Source organism: Aequitasia blattaphilus (assembly GCF_024721305.1).
In the GTDB taxonomy this organism is placed as follows: Bacteria; Bacillota; Clostridia; order Lachnospirales; family Lachnospiraceae; genus Aequitasia; species Aequitasia blattaphila.
Map to the genome: position 1 here is coordinate 245049 of NZ_JAMXOD010000002.1, position 15878 is coordinate 260926.

Sequence of the window (15878 nt, forward strand, 5' to 3'; positions counted from 1 at the left end):
GTTTTATTATGACGGATATAGATTTAAGAAATGAAATCGAAGTATTTATTTCGGATTGTATCCTAACAAAAGACAGCGGACATCCTTTCGGAAAGATTTGGAGAGAGCCTTTGGTTGGATTTGGAGATGCGATGCATCCCTACATTCAAAACCTGCCTCATGTTGTGGCAAAAGAACACAGCCTTCCCCAGTCTTTCCTTTTGATGCCCAAAATTGTGATTTCCTATTTTATTCCTTTTACAAAGGAACTTGCCCAGACGAACCACCATGCCCCTGACAATTACACATCGCCAGAGTGGGCCAAAGCCTATACCATCACCAATCAGCGAATCGCCCAGACCAACGAAGCTCTTGTGAAAAAAGTAGAGTCTCTTGGCTTTTCCGGAGCCGTCCCTGAATGGAACATGGATTACAATCGGCTTATAAGCAATTGGTCTCAAAGACATATTGCATATGCCTGTGGACTTGGTACCTTTGGAATCAACAATATGCTCATTACAAAAAGGGGTTGCTGCGGACGTTATGGTTCCATCGTCACGGATCTTCCCCTTGTACCGGATGAGATTCTTGAAGATGAAAATTGCCTTTACAAAAGAAAAGGCACCTGTAAAGTTTGTGTTAAAAACTGCTTTACAGGCGCCCTCACACCAGATGGCTTTGATCGTTTTCTTTGCTTTGAAAAAGGCTGCCTTCCCAACGACTCCCTCTATGGAGAAGAAGTCTGTGGAAAGTGCACCGTAGGGATTCCTTGTGCCTCTCTATAAAAAGCTTTGACTGGAAGCATCACTGGGCATACGAAGATCTCCTCTGGGAGAAAGAGCAACGCTGCCAACCTTAGGTCCGTCCGGAAGGGCGGATCTTTTAAATTGGTTGTTAAAGAATCTGCGGATAAAAATATCCAGCCACTTTTCTATTGTCTCATCTTTATATTCTCCATCAAAAGCCTTTTTTGCAATGCGGAAAATCTTGTCTTTTTCATATCCAAACCGAAGCATATAGTATAAAAAGAAATCATGAAGCTCATATGGTCCGACTAAATCTTCTGTCCTTTGAGAGATTTCTCCATCTTTCGGTGGAATCAGCTCCGGACTCACTGGCGTGTCCAACACATCAAATAAAATTTCTTTCAGTTCCACGTCCGTTGTCAAATTTCCATAATATTCAACCAGATAACGAACCAAGGTCTTTGGTATGGAAGCATTCACTCCATACATGGACATATGGTCTCCATTATAAGTTGCCCAACCAAGGGCAAGTTCTGACAAATCTCCCGTTCCAATGACAATTCCATTTACCTGGTTTGCAACGTCCATAAGTACTTGTGTACGTTCCCTTGCCTGGGCATTTTCATACGTCACATCATGGACATTTTCATCCTGTCCAATATCTTTAAAATGAGAGCGTACCGTCTCTCCGATTGGGATTTCTCTTAAAGTAGCCCCCAACTTCTTTGTCATGAAACATGCATTGGTATACGTTCGGTCTGTCGTACCAAAGCTTGGCATGGTAACGGCTATAATCCCTTTCTTATCCAGCTTTAAAAGCTCAAAGGTTTTCACCATTACTAAAAGTGCCAGGGTAGAGTCCAGCCCCCCTGAAATGCCAACCACTGCTGTCTTTGCTCCAATATGATCCAATCGTTTTCGAAGTCCCATTGCCTGAATCATTAATATTTCCTCACATCTTTTGCCCCGTTCATCTGTTTTCTCAGGTACAAAAGGATTTTTCGGAAATTCTCTGGTCAGAGGGGTCTCTTCCCAATCCATTTCAAACGGAACTGAAATCAAGTCCATATCCTCCATCGGCGAAAAGGTAGTGTTTTTTTGGCGCTCCATCAAAATACGCATCGTGTCAATTTCACTGTATATGATTTCATTTTCAAAGCACTTGTTTTCTTTTAAAACACTTCCATTTTCAGCAATAATATCATGGCCTCCAAAGACCACATCTGTTGTGGATTCACCAATACCCGCATTACTGTATACGTAACCACATATCAGCCTTGCAGACTGTCCCTTAATCAATTCTCTGCGGTAAGCAGCCTTTCCTACCAGCTCATTGCTTGCAGAAGCATTTACCACAATGGTTGCCCCCCCTAAAGCTCCTTCGATGCTTGGAGGTATTGGGGACCATAAATCCTCACAAATTTCTGCCGTTACAACGCAAGATTCCATGTCCTTTGCCCGAAACAAAAGCTTTGGACCAAAGGGGATTTTCTCACCTCTGTAATCAATAAATCTTGCCTTCGCCGGTCCTCTTTGGAATTGGCGCATCTCATAGAATTCACTGTAGTTTGGCAAAAAACTCTTTGTTGTAAAGCCCAGCAGCCGTCCTCGATTCAAAGCCGCCACCACATTATAGAGCTTTCCTTCCACAGCCAAAGGTAATCCAATAAAGATTAGTCCATCTATCTCTTTTGAATAAGCTTGTATCTTCTCCAGACCTTCTCTCGCCCTTTTCAGAAGACGCTCCTGAAGAAACAAATCCCCACAAGTATATCCTGTCATACAGAGTTCAGGAAATACAATAATCTTTCCTTTCTCTTTCTTGATTGCAGAGAGGTTTTCAATTATTCGACTAACATTATACTCTACATCTCCCACCTTAAGATCCGGGGTGGCCGACGCAACCTTTACAAATCCATGCTTCATTCCGGTCTCCTCTTAATTACTTCTTTCTAGTATTCTTTCCAAATCCTCTACTGTGTAGTGGTAAGCACTGTTACAGAAATGACATTTCACCTCAATGGTCTCGCCTTCTTCAATCATTTCTTCAATTTCTTTCCTTCCCACACTGGCAACTACTTCTTCCACATTCTCTTTGCTGCAATTACAGTAAAACTGTACGGGCACACTCTCCTGCACTTCCATTTCAATATTTCCCAGTACTTCTTGCACGAGCATTTCAGGCGTATAACCTTTTTCCAGATACTGTGTCACCGAATCGAATCCTTTTAGGTTCTCTTCCAATGCTGTGATTGTCTCTTCCGATGCAAAGGGCATTAATTGGATGATAAAACCACCGGCACAATTTACTGTATTATCCTTGTTCATCAAGACCCCTAACCCTACGGATGATGGTACTTGCTCTGAGTTTGCAAAGTAGTACGTTAAATCCTCTGCAATTTCACTGGTTACCAATATTGTTTGGCCGGAGTATGGCTCTTTTAGCCCCATATCCTTTGTAACAGACAGCAAGCCAATTCCAACTGCTCCTGCTACATCAAGCTTTCCCTTGCTATTGGGCGGCAGCATAACGTGGGGATGATTCACATACCCCTTCACATCTCCTTTTGCATTGGCTGTAACAGTAATACCTCCAATTGGTCCATCTCCATGTACCTGCAAAGTGAGCACATCAGAAGGATTTTTCATCATCAATCCCATCATAGCACCACCTGTCAGCAAACGTCCCAAAGCAGCACATGCTACGGGACTCAGATCATGTCTCTCTCTTGCTTCTTCTACTGTACTCTTTGTATATGCTCCAAAGATACGGATTTCACCATTGGCCGCCGTACCTCTAATCATATAGTCTTTCATTTAATCTCCTCTTTCTTTGCTGCCTTCCTTGCAATCACACAGATTCTTTCGCTCTTTTTCTTTACTGGATTTCTTTGATAATCCTCAAAAGCCTCTGTAAACTCCAAGCCGGCATCTTCTATCAGTTCTTTTATCTCGTCTAAGGTATATCCTCTTTGATAATGGATTTCCTCATACTTGTTATACAACATTTCTTCTTCTTTTACAAATAATGTCAATTCGTAGCAGTTGATTCCCTCTTCCTTGTCATAAGTATTTTCCCAAATAAAGCTTATATCTTCCCGGTTTTCTGCGATTACTCTGTCGCCTATCACTGTCTCATACTTATAAACGGTATTAAAGTCAAAGAAAAAGAGCCCACCTGGGTCCAGATATTTCTCTACCAGCTGGAAAACTCTTTTTAGCTCTTCTTTCTCTAATATATAGTTAAGGGTATCACAGATACTTATGATAGCTTGCACACTTCCATAAAGCTCAACCTCTCGGATATCTTGCAGCAGATACAAAATATCCAAGTCTTTTTCAAACTTCTTATCCGTTGCAATTTCAAGCATGGATGATGCATTATCAATACCAATCATATCATATCCATGCTCTGCCAGAATTTCTGTCATTGCACCGGTTCCACATCCTAAATCTGCTATCAATCCATTTTCTATTTGATTCTCTTTTAAAATATGAATGATAAAATCAGACCAGATATCATAGGGCACATTATCCATAAGCTCATCATATACTTCTGCCAAATAATCATACGACTTATATAACATAAATCCATCCCTTAGGTGCTTCAATTTCTCCCATTTGAATTCCTGTTAAAGTATCATAAAGCTTCTGGGTTACTTTCCCCATCTGATCCATGCCTGATGGAAATACAATTTCCTCCCCATGGTTCACAATCTTTCCAACAGGAGATATGACAGCTGCTGTTCCACAGAGACCACACTCTGCAAAATCTTTCAGTTCCTCAACATCCACTTCTCTTTCTTCTACCTCTAAGCCCAAATACTCCTTCGCCACATACAGAAGGGATTTTCTTGTAATAGAAGGAAGAATAGTCGAAGATTTTGGTGTCACTACCTTGTTATCCTTTGTGATAAAGATAAAATTAGCGCCTCCCGTTTCTTCTACCTTCGTTCTTGTTTTTGCATCCAGATACATATTCTCATCATAACCAAGCTCATGGGCTTCCACAATAGCGTGGAGGCTCATTGCATAATTCAACCCAGCTTTAATGTGTCCCGTTCCATTTGGTGCTGCCCTGTCATAATCACACACACGAATGGTAATAGGCTTTGCTCCTCCCTTAAAATAAGGACCTACTGGTGTGGCAAAGATTCGAAATTGATATTCATCCGCTGGTTTTACTCCAATCACAGGATTTGACCCAAACATATAAGGACGTAAGTATAAGGTAGCTCCACTTCCAAAGGGAGGTACATAGGCTCTGTTGCCATTTACAACTTGACGAACACCTTCTAAAAATTGTTCCTCTGGAATCACCGGCATTTCCATTCGTCTTGCAGAATCATTTAACCGCTTTGCATTTAAATCCGGCCGAAACGTTACCACGTCTCCATTTTTTGTTGTATAGGCCTTTAATCCTTCAAAAATGGTCTGGGCATATTGCAGCACGCCGGCACACTCACTTAATACCACCGTTGCGTCCTTTGTCAATGCTCCTTTGTCCCAGGCTCCATTTTTATAGTTTGCTACGTATCTTTCTTCTGTCTGTATGTATCCAAAACCTATGTTTTGCCAATCTAAGTTTGCTTTATCCACTTTTCTCCCTTACCTTTCCATCATACTGATTGATTCGATTCCAACGCTTCCACCTCGTACTACCTCAATCTCTTTAAAGCTTTCTTTCAGCAATTGTATTACTGCGTCATTTTTCGTTGCAGTTTGGACAAATTCCAATAGGATGCTATCTTTCCCGTAGTCAATTACTCTTGCTTTAAAAGTATCCGCTATCTGGAACAACTCTGTTTTATCGTCTTTTGTGCATTTCTTTACCTTTACATATAAAATCTCTTTCATCCGTATAAAAATATCGGTGAAATCAATTACCTTAATCACCTCAACCATGCGATTCAGCTGCTTTTTAATCTGCTCAAAAGTTTCATCATCGCTCACTGTTGCAATGGTCATTCTTGAAATGGTAGGATCCTCTGTTGTTCCCACTGTTAAACTATCCAGATTATAAGATTTTCCTGCAAACAAGCCGGATATTTTTGAAAGAACACCTACTTGGTTCTCCACGTATAATGACATCCATCTTTTCTTCATCGTTTCTCCTCCTGCTTTAACAATCCATAATCATATCCACTAAAGTTCCACCTGGTTCTATCATCGGATATACTAAATCCTCGGGATTAATAATAAACTCAATAACCACCGGCACCTTGCTTTCTCTGGCCTTTAAAAATGCTTCTCGTACCTCTTCCTTTTTCGTAACTCGTATTCCCATGCCGCCATAGCTTTCGGCTAATTTAACAAAGTCTGGGAAATAGGTACATTCCTCCTCACAAAGTGTTGTCATTGAGTATCGCTTTCCATAAAAAAGCTTTTGCCACTGCCGCACCATTCCCAATACACTATTGTTGAAAATACAATTAATTATTGGCAGCTCCTGTATCGATGCTGTTGCCAGCTCCTGGGAATTCATCTGGAAACCGCCATCTCCGGAAATCGAAATAACTGTTTTGTCTGGATTCCCTATTTGGGCTCCAATGGCGCCTGGAAGTCCATATCCCATTGTTCCTAATCCCCCAGACATAATCATCTGTTTTTTCTCTGTTAACTCAACAAATTGAGAAGCAAACATCTGATGCTGGCCGACATCCGTAACAATAATAGCTTCGTCGAAAATGTCATTGATTTCATCAATAATATCTTTCGGTGTTAGATATGGATGTTCCTTCATGGTAAGAGGATGCTCTGCCTTATATTTTTCGATATCGTCAATCCAACCCTCTCTCTTATTCTCTACTGCATATTCTAACATCTTCTCAATTGCTTCCTTTGCATCTGCAACGATTGGGATATCCACCTGAACATTTCTTGAAATCGCAGAAGTATCAATATCAATATGTACAATCTTGGCCTTTGGCGCAAAGGAATGCAGCTTTCCTGTAATACGGTCGTTAAAACGGCTTCCGATTGAAAACAGTAAATCACAGTTGTGTACCGCTGTATTGGCTGCATAAGCACCGTGCATCCCCACATTTCCAACGTACAAAGGATGATTGGTTGGAATTGCTCCTTTTCCCATAATCGTTGTGATAACAGGTATTTGAGTTTGATTAACCAGTTTCGTAAATTCTGCATTGGCTCCTGCAATATTGATTCCGCCTCCTGCTAAGAACAAGGGCTTCTTTGCCTTTTCCAGCATCTTTATGGCTCTTTTTAGCTGTCCTATGTGTACACTGGTATTTGGTTTGTACCCTCTGATATTTACCTCAGTTGGATATTCTGCCTCTCCCAGCTCCGCCATAACATCCTTTGGAAGATCAATCAGTACCGGTCCTGGCCGTCCCGTTCTTGCAATGTAAAATGCCTCTTTAAGAATCCGTCCCAAATCTTCTCTTTTCCGAACTGTCACCCCATATTTGGTTATACTTCTTGTAATGCCAACGATATCCACTTCCTGGAATGCATCATTGCCGATCAAGTGCCTGGACACTTGCCCTGTAAAACATACTAATGGAACACTGTCATAATTTGCAGTCGCAAGTCCCGTTACAAGATTTGTCGCTCCTGGCCCACTGGTCACCAGGCAAACACCTACCTTCCCCGTTGTTCTTGCATAGGCATCCGCTTCATGTACGAGGGCAACTTCCTGCCTGGGCAAAACCACTTTTGTGTAATCCTGCTTGTATATTTCATCGCTGATATCAATTGTACAAGCTCCCGGATATCCAAAAAGAATATCCACGCCTTCTTCTTTCAATGCTTTTACCAACAATTTATTCCCACTGATTTTTCGCATTCTTTTTTCCTCCTTTAATCAATCATAAAAAAACCCTAAGCTAAAATTAGCTTAGGGCGAATTACTTTATCCGTGTTACCACCTAAATTCAAAGATTACTCTTTGCACTCTGTCAGTACGGGAACTTCTTCCGATACTGCTTCCCTATAACGTGGGAAATACGTTAGAATCTACTAAAAAACTCGTTCAACTCTACTGCTCAAAGGCTACTACTATAAGCTCCTCACGAAGATTTACACCAACCATCTTCTCTCTTTGCTTCCTTAACTTATAGCCCTCCTTATCATCGCGTTTCTCTGATAATTAATCTTATTATAGGGAAATCTTTCTCCGTTGTCAATCATTTTTACGGAGAATGAATGATTTCTCTAAAAATATAGAACATCGTGGTTAAGGTAACCATATTAGCTCCCACATAAATATATGCATCTATATTCTTCCGAAGGACAACACTTTTGTTGGATACCATTAATAGCACCAAGGGAAGAACTGGCAGCAAATACCGGCCTTGTACCCCTTCAATATACGGAGATAAAACAGTGGTATGGTCAATCATCATGACAAACAACAGAAGAAACAGGGTTCCCACACTAATCAATCCATAGCACCATCTTTCTTTTGCATATATATGGCGGACTTTTCCGTCCCTTTGAATCACGGCCAATCCGAACAAAAGGATGGTGAATGCCAACAGAAGGGATGGTGTTTCAATTTCCAGCCATCCGTAAGGTCCTCCAACCATTGTTTCAATATAGTACGAAAGCTTATCAATCAAGGTATTCATCATATACGTCAACGAGCTGACTGGATTCCCCAGTACGGAAGCTATCGTGTATCGGGGCACACCTTCAATCTCTGGATTCACTAAACCTGATATATTTGTCATCCGCGTAATTAATGTAGTTAAAATTGCGCAGCCTCCCATTACACATGCAGCGATTGTTTTGATGATTCCATTTCCAAAGCGTTCTTTCGGAATCAAAAATGCAATTGCAAGTATTGGAAGATACACAGGCTTAATACCTGCTATGGCAATAATAGGAAGCAGTACCAGAATATAATCTTTTATGCCAATCTTCTTTTTGCTTTCTTTTAAGTACAACAAATATGCGATTAAAAAGAAGCAGCTTCCTAACAGAACTGAATCGTAATTAAAAGATGTCGTCATCTGAAGGGTCATTGGTAAAATACCAATTAAATAGTATATGTTTTTCCCATAGGGCAGCAGCTTAATTGCCCAATACATAATAAATCCATAACAAAGGAGTGCAAATAAACGCCCAATATACATTAGCTGTTCCCCATTTACATGGAGAAGCCTTCCAATTGATATCCCTATGACTTGAGGTGCATAGGCAAAACCTGGTACGCTCAATGGACTTCGTAATATATCTTCTTTCGGTGAAACACTGACTTCCCGTCCAATGGCACCTTTGAAAAAACGAACATAGCTGCTTCTGCTCTTAAGAGTCGGTGACACACGGTAAATATATGCATCTCCATCCACAAGAGCTCTTCCTTGATCTCCTGTCACGGGGCGTCCTAGTAATTTAGAACTTTGGGTATAGGCCGTAATAAAATGTACCCCTTCATCTGGAGATATAAATGGGGGAATTATTAAAATCACGATGCATCCTAAAACAAGAATCGATGTCACAAAAATCTTTTCTACTTCTTTCTTTTTCCAGATGAGAATAATTGTAAGTGCCAGGGAAAGAAATCCTCCAAATACAAACAGCCCAAAAATCCACTTAATAGACATGCAGTTTCCATTGATAATTCCGTATCCCAATACCTTCTCATCAATCTCTTTCCCATCCACATGAATAAAGCGGTCCGTTAACTCATCCCGTCCTGTAATCAGCCGTACATCCCCTTCTAGTTTTTTGGATGTAAACTCCATTGTATAAACGTCCCCCGGATGGACTTTCAAAGGCTCTTCAAAGAACACATTGTAGGTTTCCTTTTCCGGCATAGTTTCTACAATAATTTCCCATTGCTTAATCTCTTGTCCATCTTGATCTTTCAGGGTGAGGTAAATCAGACCCTGTGCAATATCATCACGCTCATAGGTGAAATTCAGTCCACTGATTTCATTGCTTATCATATGAATTTTCTGCGTGACACTCTCTTTTTCTCTTAAACCAACCTTCGTGTTGGTTTCTATATTCATCCCTCTGATTTCTTTATAAATCACATTTGGCTCCGTCATCACTGATAATACTTCTCTCTTGTAAAATACTGCAAGAAATCCAATGATTAGGACCAAAAAACTTCCTATTATAATTGCCTTCTTTTTACTCATTCCCTCTTATAATCCTTTCACTTACACCGTCCCAGGACAATGCACTTACATCCAGTTTATAATTATTATCGCCAGAAATACCTGCCTCTATTCCCTGAGCAATCCCCCTTTGAAAGCTTCTTAGTTCTTCCGCCACCGGTTCATCTGCATATTTCATTCCAGGCAGTGGAACAAATTGAATATTTGCCTCTGGCAGACGTCTTCTAATCCATTCCTTTATCCCCGGTAAATCTGTTATCACTACCTTCAGCCCACAGGCCAGTGCCTCGATTAGTACCAAAGGGATTCCTTCGCTATAGGAGGGTAAAACAAACAGATCACTTTCATTGTATAGCTCTGCCAAATCTCTTTGGTTCTGTTTCCCAAGAAATTCCACCTTGTAGGGTGCATTCTTTGCTGCCTCTACAATCTGCTGATATTCTTTCTGGTTGCCTGCTCCTCCCACCATTGATAAAACCAATTCATTTTTGGGAAAGGAAAGATGGGAAAGACTTTGAATCAAATCCAGGGCGCCCTTTTTGATTGCAATTTTCCCCACAAAAATAAGCCGTATTTCAGAGTCTGTTCTTTTTTTCTGTTGTAAACAGAAAATTTCTCGATTATACCCCGTTCCAATAACCTGTATCTTTTCTCGTGAAGCAAGGTATATATCCTGAATCATTCCAATCTGAGCTTCTCCCGGTGTAAATATCTTATTCAGCCTTTGAATCTGGCTTCTTATAAACCCTCTCTTTAAATCCGTTTTTTCCATCTGGCGCAAATCCGTATTGTGACAAATACCATATACTACAGCCTCAGGAAATTCTTTCCGCACCAAAGCAGTCAGAAAATACAAATGATGACACAGGATAATATCCGGCTTAACTTCCCAAACAGCCTTACGGATTACTTTCCGAAAGGCTTCTTCATATTGGATAATCATCTCTTCTGTCAAATCTTTAAATCGCGTACTTTCATAGGGCATTTCATCCGACATACCTACCGTCGGGAAAGGAAGCTCCTTGCTGTTAAAATGTACAGGATAAAAGTCCACCTCTTCAGGCAGACTTATACAATCTTCTTGATCAACTCCTGCAACAACTCCCTGGACATATCCTTTCTTTGCAAAGCTCTTTACAATTTCATGCAAATAGATGCCGCTTCCTGTAGCAAAAGGCTTTTGCCCACTGACACTTAAGATTCTCATGATATCCTTTCATAAATCGTATAAACGAATTCCAAGTCAAAATACGTCTGCTCTTCACTGGTCTGTGTCATTTTCCAGTTTTCATCCTGATCCAAATCAGGGAAATAAGTGTCTGCATCATAAGCATGGTCAATCTTTGTAATATATGCTTTTTTACAGAGGGGAAGCAAAGCTTTATAAACGCTCTCCCCGCCAATGACAAAGACATTGCTTTCTTCATGATTTTTAAGCTCCTTTTTTAACGCCTCCATGTCATGAACAAAAACAGCACCTTCTTTTTTATAATTCTGATCGGTTGTGATTACAATATTGGTTCGGTTTGGTAATGGTTTTCCACCAGGAAAGCTTTCCAATGTCTTTCTTCCCATCACAACCACTTTATTGGTTGTGGTTTCCCGAAAATACTTCATATCTGAAGGGATACTTACCAAAAGTTTGTTATTCTTGCCAATTCCCCAATTCTTATCTACTGCTACAATTAAATTCATCTTTTCCTCCTAAATAGCTACCGGTATCCCTTTGATCTGTTCATGGGTTTCATAGTCAATCAATTTAACATCATCTTTTGTAAAATCATAAAAATTCTTTATTTCCGGATTCAACCAGAACTTCGGTGCCTTTAATGGTTCTCTTTGAATCAGTTCTTCTATCATAGGAACGTGGCGGTCGTAAATGTGTGCATCTGCAATCACATGTACAAACTCTCCCACTTCCATATCACTTACTTGAGCCAGCATATGCAGAAGCACAGCATACTGACATACATTCCAGTTATTTGCTGCCAGCACATCATTGGAGCGCTGGTTTAAAATTCCATTCAATGTAAGCTTCTCTTTATTTTTGTCTTTTGTCACGTTGAAGGTCATACTGTATGCACAAGGATACAATGCCATTTCACTAAGGTCTTGATGCACGTAAATATTCGTCATGATTCTTCTGCTGTATGGATTGTTTTTTAAATCATATAAAACACGATCCACTTGATCAAACATGCCTTCTTTATACTGATGCTTGACACTCATTTGATATCCATAGGCTTTGCCTATGGAACCTTCTTCATCTGCCCAGCTATCCCAAATATGAGAGCTCAGCTCATTAATATTATTTGATTTTTTCTGCCAAATCCATAACAGCTCGTCTGTACAGCTCTTGATTCCCGTTCTGCGCAGCGTAAGGGCTGGAAACTCTTTTTGCAAATCATAACGATTCACAACCCCAAATTTCTTGATGGTATAGGCTGCTGTTCCATCCTCCCAAACAGGACGTACTTTTTCCCCTTTTGTATCGGTTCCATTATCGATAATATCTCGGCACATATCTATAAAAACTTTATCTGCATAACTCATTTTATCGTTCCTTTCATTGACATTTTGTATATTGTAACACGATGAGTTTTATAGTACAATACTTGTTGGAGTGATGATATGTTTAAAGAAAAAATACGCAATCGATTTATAATAAAAGAAAATAATATTCTAGTGTCTCTTGTCCTAATCAGTGCATTAGTACTTGTCCTACGGTATGCACACCGGGGATTCAGTTTTCGGGAAAGTCATTTTATACTTCCCTTTTTTTTGTTGCTGCTATTAGCAGTTTTCAATTGTTTTCGCATTAATTATGGAAAATATGACCCCTACATACAATTTGCCGGATCTTTCATTTCACTTCTGGCTGCTCCTGGCATTCTTTTCTTTACTGCCGAGGCTTTACCAGGAATTCAAGTAGGTTCATTACCCTTTTTCTATGTGGTTATGAATTATTTTTACTATTTATTTCCCTTTCTGATGCTTTATCTCATTACAGGGAACACCCAAATAGCTGTTTCACTGGGAACTTTGCTTATTACGATTTATTCTTTGGCCAACGATTTTCTCTTAAGCTTTCGTGGAACTGCTATCAATACGGGAGACTTCAAGTCCTTAAACACTGCCTCTAATGTAATGGAAGGTTACAATATTGTATTTGAGGCCAATCAATACCGCTTGATTATTGTTGCACTATTTATTATTTTTATCTCCCTTCGCTTCCGTTGGCAGATAAAAAAGAAAAAGGTATTTGCTCTGAATTTTCTTCTTGCCGCAGCTCTTTTTCTTGTGACCAATCAAGTTCTTCTATCAAAAGAGTTTGTAGAAAAGCATGGTATGGAGCCCTATGTATGGTCTGTTGCCGAAAGTGCTACTGATTTTGGTACTTTGTTGAATTTTGTCAACCATATTCCTTACGTAAGAATGGAAAAACCAGAAAATTTCAATAAAGTGTATGCACAGCAAGTGGAAACCGAAGGTGCTGACAAAGCATCCGACACCTTAAGTGTGGAATCAGATTTAAATGGTAAACAGCCAGATATCATCGTGATTATGAATGAGTCATTTGCAGACTTTAGCTCTTTGGGAGATTTCGAGACTTCTGAAGAATATTTAACCAATTTCCGGGAGATTTATGAAAATTCTCTTCATGGCTATGTAAATGTTCCTGTATTTGGTGGAAGAACTGCCAATTCAGAATTCGAATACGTTACTGGATTTTCCAACACTTTCCTTCCGGCAGATGCAGTTCCTTATCAAGACTATGTTGATAAAGATACGCAGAATATAGGAAGCGAAATGAAGGAGCTGGGATACAATACAACCTTCTTCCACCCCCTCTTTCCTGATGGATGGAATCGAAAAAATGTGTATGAATGGTTTGGTTTTGACAATACTCTTTATCTGGATGATTTGGAAGAACGGGATATCCTGCGCCATGCAATATCTGACCAATGCGACTATGATAAGGTCATTGATTTATGGAAAGAAAACAAAGAAACTGGCGATCCCTTCTTTATGTACAATGTTACAATACAAAATCATGGGGGATACCAAAGTGAGCTCATAGAGAAAAAAATTAAAATCACAAAGCCAGAGGGTGATTTCCCTGAGGCTGAAGAATACATTAACTGTATGAAGCAATCGGACTTAGCTCTTAAGGAGCTCACTGATTTCTTTCAAAACCAAGAGGATCCCGTTTTGATTTGCTTTTTTGGAGATCACTTTCCGATGGTTGAAGATTCCTTATTCGAAGCGCTGGAAGCCGGTTCTACAGACAGTGAAGATGTAAAGCAGCTAAAAAGACACCAGACACCTTTCTTTATCTGGAGCAATTACGATATCCAGCCGAAGGACTACGGCGTAATGAGTTTGTTTTACCTTCCAATTCTCACGAAAAACGCAGCGAATCTGGAGCTCACTACCTACAACAAATATATGGCATCCCTTTATCCTCTTTATCCTGTTATCAGTACCGGGGGTGTCCTTGATTCGAACGGGAACTGGATTTCTTATGACGAGGCATCAACCTCTTCAGAATTACAAGATTACGAGAAGGTTCAATATCTAAACTTATTTGGAAAATAAAAGAAGAGATTACTCACAAGGATAAAATGTGATGTAATCTCTTTTCTTCTTAATTAAGAGGCTCTATTTCCTTCCAAAACTGCTTCCAACGCACTTGCACTACTACTATGAGAGCGTTCTACCGGAATATCAAACCTCTGTGCCTCTTTCAAAGCACAATGTACCATTTTATGGGCAACCGTTGAAGTAAATAAAATAATAAGATCTGGCTGTCCGATTTGAGTCTTTAGATTTCCACTCATTCGAGTGAATACTTTTGCTTTATACTTATACTTTTTGCAAATCTGCTTATACTGCTGTTCCATTCGTTCATTGCCACCAATGATTACAACACTCATGGTTCTTCACCCCTTCCTTAAGCTAAGGATGCAAGTTCTTTTCCAGCCGCTTCACAAGATGCAATACCATCCTCGTCAGGATCCTCGTTTGCAATAACGCCTTCCCCTGTTATAACAGTAGCACCTGCACCTTGCATTCTCTCTACCCAGTCTCTCATCCACTGGCCATCGCCCCATCCGTAAGATCCAAATAGAAGAATGTTTTTTCCATTTACTCTTCCTTCAAGTTCAGCCACAAAGGGTTCCATTTCGCCCTCTTCCAGCACTTCATCTCCCATAGATGGGCATCCAAGTGCAAATGCTGTTTCGTTTGCTAAAACATCAATGTTTGCTTCTGAAACAGGAATCAAGCTTGCTTCTTTCCCTGCTTCTTCAACTCCTTTTGCAACGGCTTCTGCCATAGTCTGTGTATTTCCTGTTCCACTCCAATAAACGATTGATACTGCCATTTTATTTTCCTCCTTTTGTTACGTCCTTGCTACTGCAATCTCAGATATTGGCTTACCTGCCTGAAATTCTGCTGCTGCGATACTTTTTGCCCTTTTGTATTCCGAAAAAATCTTTTCTTTTTCGGCTCTATTGTAATAAACCTGCCAATACCCTGTTAGAATACTTCCCTTCCCATTGTTCTTTATATAACCCTTTACATCTTCCAAAGGATAATCTAAGAAGAGACCTATTTCATGAGGGAATCCCATGTTTTTTTCTCTGAACAGACGAATTCTTAAAGTTAATCTTTTTAAAAGCTCATCTATTTCAAATACATGGTATCCGTAAGATTCCAGGAATTCTCGGTTCTGTGGCTGTGTCAGGTACCCCATTAAGTCTTCTTCGCGATACAAAAAAATGAGACACTTATGATCAAAAAAATCTAAAGAACGAAATCTAATATTTGTTCCTTTCAATAAACCTCTTATTAACCTACATGCCTCTGTATCTGTTCGAAGGGCCGTTGATACTTTTAAGCCTTTCAACAAAGGTGCGCACTGCATCGTCACTTGCAAAGGGGACATAACTTTCTCCTATTTGATATTGGTTTTCATTTTCATTTAAAATATTATCATAAGAGAATCATGACCACCGGCTCAGCCGGTGGTTTGCTCTGTCCCTGTAAGGGACTGTTA

Annotated in this window: 15 protein-coding genes and 1 other annotated feature; of the genes, 2 read left to right on the forward strand and 13 right to left on the reverse strand. The window is 40.0% G+C overall.

The genetic code is table 11. The annotated features are described in order from the left end of the window. The first annotated feature begins 8 nt into the window (after positions 1-8). Positions 9-764 (forward strand): epoxyqueuosine reductase, encoded by a 756-nt coding sequence (locus NHH15_RS02585; protein WP_262065077.1) that lies wholly within the window; start codon positions 9-11, stop codon positions 762-764. Here the strand turns inward: NHH15_RS02585 and NHH15_RS02590 are convergent. From NHH15_RS02590 to thyA, 10 genes are all read right to left on the reverse strand, one after another. Continuing rightward, complete coding sequence (locus tag NHH15_RS02590) at positions 759-2651, reverse strand: NAD(+) synthase (RefSeq protein ID WP_262065078.1); 1893 nt, start codon at positions 2649-2651, stop codon at positions 759-761. The two genes, NHH15_RS02585 and NHH15_RS02590, sit on opposite strands and share 6 nt — an antisense overlap. Positions 2652-2663: 12 nt before the next feature. Continuing rightward, positions 2664-3542, reverse strand: a complete 879-nt coding sequence (gene hslO, locus NHH15_RS02595) for an Hsp33 family molecular chaperone HslO (RefSeq protein ID WP_262065079.1) — start codon at positions 3540-3542, stop codon at positions 2664-2666. Beyond that, positions 3539-4312: a class I SAM-dependent DNA methyltransferase gene (locus tag NHH15_RS02600; RefSeq protein WP_262065080.1), complete on the reverse strand. Its 774-nt coding sequence runs from the start codon at positions 4310-4312 to the stop codon at positions 3539-3541. The genes hslO and NHH15_RS02600 overlap by 4 nt, the downstream gene beginning before the upstream one ends. Beyond that, positions 4302-5324 carry a branched-chain amino acid aminotransferase gene (locus NHH15_RS02605; protein ID WP_262065081.1) on the reverse strand — a complete coding sequence of 341 codons (1023 nt, stop codon included), beginning with the start codon at positions 5322-5324 and terminating at the stop codon, positions 4302-4304. The genes NHH15_RS02600 and NHH15_RS02605 overlap by 11 nt, the downstream gene beginning before the upstream one ends. Before the next feature lie 9 nt (positions 5325-5333). Then, on the reverse strand, positions 5334-5831 hold the full coding sequence (gene ilvN, locus NHH15_RS02610; protein ID WP_262065082.1) for an acetolactate synthase small subunit: 498 nt from the start codon (positions 5829-5831) through the stop codon (positions 5334-5336). 16 nt (positions 5832-5847) lie between these two features. Beyond that, positions 5848-7533 carry a biosynthetic-type acetolactate synthase large subunit gene (ilvB, locus tag NHH15_RS02615; protein ID WP_262065083.1) on the reverse strand — a complete coding sequence of 562 codons (1686 nt, stop codon included), beginning with the start codon at positions 7531-7533 and terminating at the stop codon, positions 5848-5850. 49 nt (positions 7534-7582) lie between these two features. Next, positions 7583-7829 (reverse strand) — a binding site (T-box leader). Between the two features lie 50 nt (positions 7830-7879). Continuing rightward, positions 7880-9838: a DUF2142 domain-containing protein gene (locus NHH15_RS02620; protein WP_262065084.1), complete on the reverse strand. Its 1959-nt coding sequence runs from the start codon at positions 9836-9838 to the stop codon at positions 7880-7882. Beyond that, positions 9831-11024 (reverse strand): glycosyltransferase family 4 protein, encoded by a 1194-nt coding sequence (locus tag NHH15_RS02625; RefSeq protein WP_262065085.1) that lies wholly within the window; start codon positions 11022-11024, stop codon positions 9831-9833. The genes NHH15_RS02620 and NHH15_RS02625 overlap by 8 nt, the downstream gene beginning before the upstream one ends. Beyond that, positions 11021-11512: a dihydrofolate reductase gene (locus NHH15_RS02630; protein WP_262065086.1), complete on the reverse strand. Its 492-nt coding sequence runs from the start codon at positions 11510-11512 to the stop codon at positions 11021-11023. The genes NHH15_RS02625 and NHH15_RS02630 overlap by 4 nt, the downstream gene beginning before the upstream one ends. A gap of 9 nt (positions 11513-11521) precedes the next feature. Then, positions 11522-12370: a thymidylate synthase gene (gene thyA / locus NHH15_RS02635; protein WP_262065087.1), complete on the reverse strand. Its 849-nt coding sequence runs from the start codon at positions 12368-12370 to the stop codon at positions 11522-11524. A gap of 78 nt (positions 12371-12448) precedes the next feature. Here thyA and NHH15_RS02640 point away from each other — a divergent pair, with 78 nt between their 5' ends. Next, complete coding sequence (locus tag NHH15_RS02640) at positions 12449-14416, forward strand: LTA synthase family protein (protein WP_262065088.1); 1968 nt, start codon at positions 12449-12451, stop codon at positions 14414-14416. A gap of 53 nt (positions 14417-14469) precedes the next feature. Here the strand turns inward: NHH15_RS02640 and NHH15_RS02645 are convergent, their stop codons facing one another. Genes NHH15_RS02645 through NHH15_RS02655 form a run of 3 tightly spaced genes read right to left on the reverse strand, consistent with a single transcriptional unit; the run spans position 14470 to position 15767 of the window. Further along, on the reverse strand, positions 14470-14754 hold the full coding sequence (locus tag NHH15_RS02645) for a DUF2325 domain-containing protein (RefSeq protein WP_262065089.1): 285 nt from the start codon (positions 14752-14754) through the stop codon (positions 14470-14472). 17 nt (positions 14755-14771) lie between these two features. Further along, a complete protein-coding gene (locus NHH15_RS02650; RefSeq protein ID WP_262065090.1) occupies positions 14772-15203 on the reverse strand; it encodes a flavodoxin in 432 nt (143 codons plus the stop codon). An 18-nt stretch (positions 15204-15221) separates the two neighbouring features. After that, a complete protein-coding gene (locus NHH15_RS02655) occupies positions 15222-15767 on the reverse strand; it encodes a DUF3793 family protein (protein WP_262065091.1) in 546 nt (181 codons plus the stop codon). Positions 15768-15878 lie beyond the last annotated feature (111 nt).

What these genes read in the sequence shown, in the direction of transcription:
- NHH15_RS02585 (WP_262065077.1), top strand. Translation starts at nt 9, where the DNA reads ATGACGGATATAGATTTAAGAAATGAAATCGAAGTATTTATTTCGGAT.
- NHH15_RS02590 (WP_262065078.1), bottom strand. Translation starts at nt 2,651, where the DNA reads ATGAAGCATGGATTTGTAAAGGTTGCGTCGGCCACCCCGGATCTTAAG.
- hslO (WP_262065079.1), bottom strand. Translation starts at nt 3,542, where the DNA reads ATGAAAGACTATATGATTAGAGGTACGGCGGCCAATGGTGAAATCCGT.
- NHH15_RS02600 (WP_262065080.1), bottom strand. Translation starts at nt 4,312, where the DNA reads ATGTTATATAAGTCGTATGATTATTTGGCAGAAGTATATGATGAGCTT.
- ilvN (WP_262065082.1), bottom strand. Translation starts at nt 5,831, where the DNA reads ATGAAGAAAAGATGGATGTCATTATACGTGGAGAACCAAGTAGGTGTT.
- ilvB (WP_262065083.1), bottom strand. Translation starts at nt 7,533, where the DNA reads ATGCGAAAAATCAGTGGGAATAAATTGTTGGTAAAAGCATTGAAAGAA.
- NHH15_RS02620 (WP_262065084.1), bottom strand. Translation starts at nt 9,838, where the DNA reads ATGAGTAAAAAGAAGGCAATTATAATAGGAAGTTTTTTGGTCCTAATC.
- NHH15_RS02625 (WP_262065085.1), bottom strand. Translation starts at nt 11,024, where the DNA reads ATGAGAATCTTAAGTGTCAGTGGGCAAAAGCCTTTTGCTACAGGAAGC.
- NHH15_RS02630 (WP_262065086.1), bottom strand. Translation starts at nt 11,512, where the DNA reads ATGAATTTAATTGTAGCAGTAGATAAGAATTGGGGAATTGGCAAGAAT.
- thyA (WP_262065087.1), bottom strand. Translation starts at nt 12,370, where the DNA reads ATGAGTTATGCAGATAAAGTTTTTATAGATATGTGCCGAGATATTATC.
- NHH15_RS02640 (WP_262065088.1), top strand. Translation starts at nt 12,449, where the DNA reads ATGTTTAAAGAAAAAATACGCAATCGATTTATAATAAAAGAAAATAAT.
- NHH15_RS02645 (WP_262065089.1), bottom strand. Translation starts at nt 14,754, where the DNA reads ATGAGTGTTGTAATCATTGGTGGCAATGAACGAATGGAACAGCAGTAT.
- NHH15_RS02650 (WP_262065090.1), bottom strand. Translation starts at nt 15,203, where the DNA reads ATGGCAGTATCAATCGTTTATTGGAGTGGAACAGGAAATACACAGACT.
- NHH15_RS02655 (WP_262065091.1), bottom strand. Translation starts at nt 15,767, where the DNA reads ATGTCCCCTTTGCAAGTGACGATGCAGTGCGCACCTTTGTTGAAAGGC.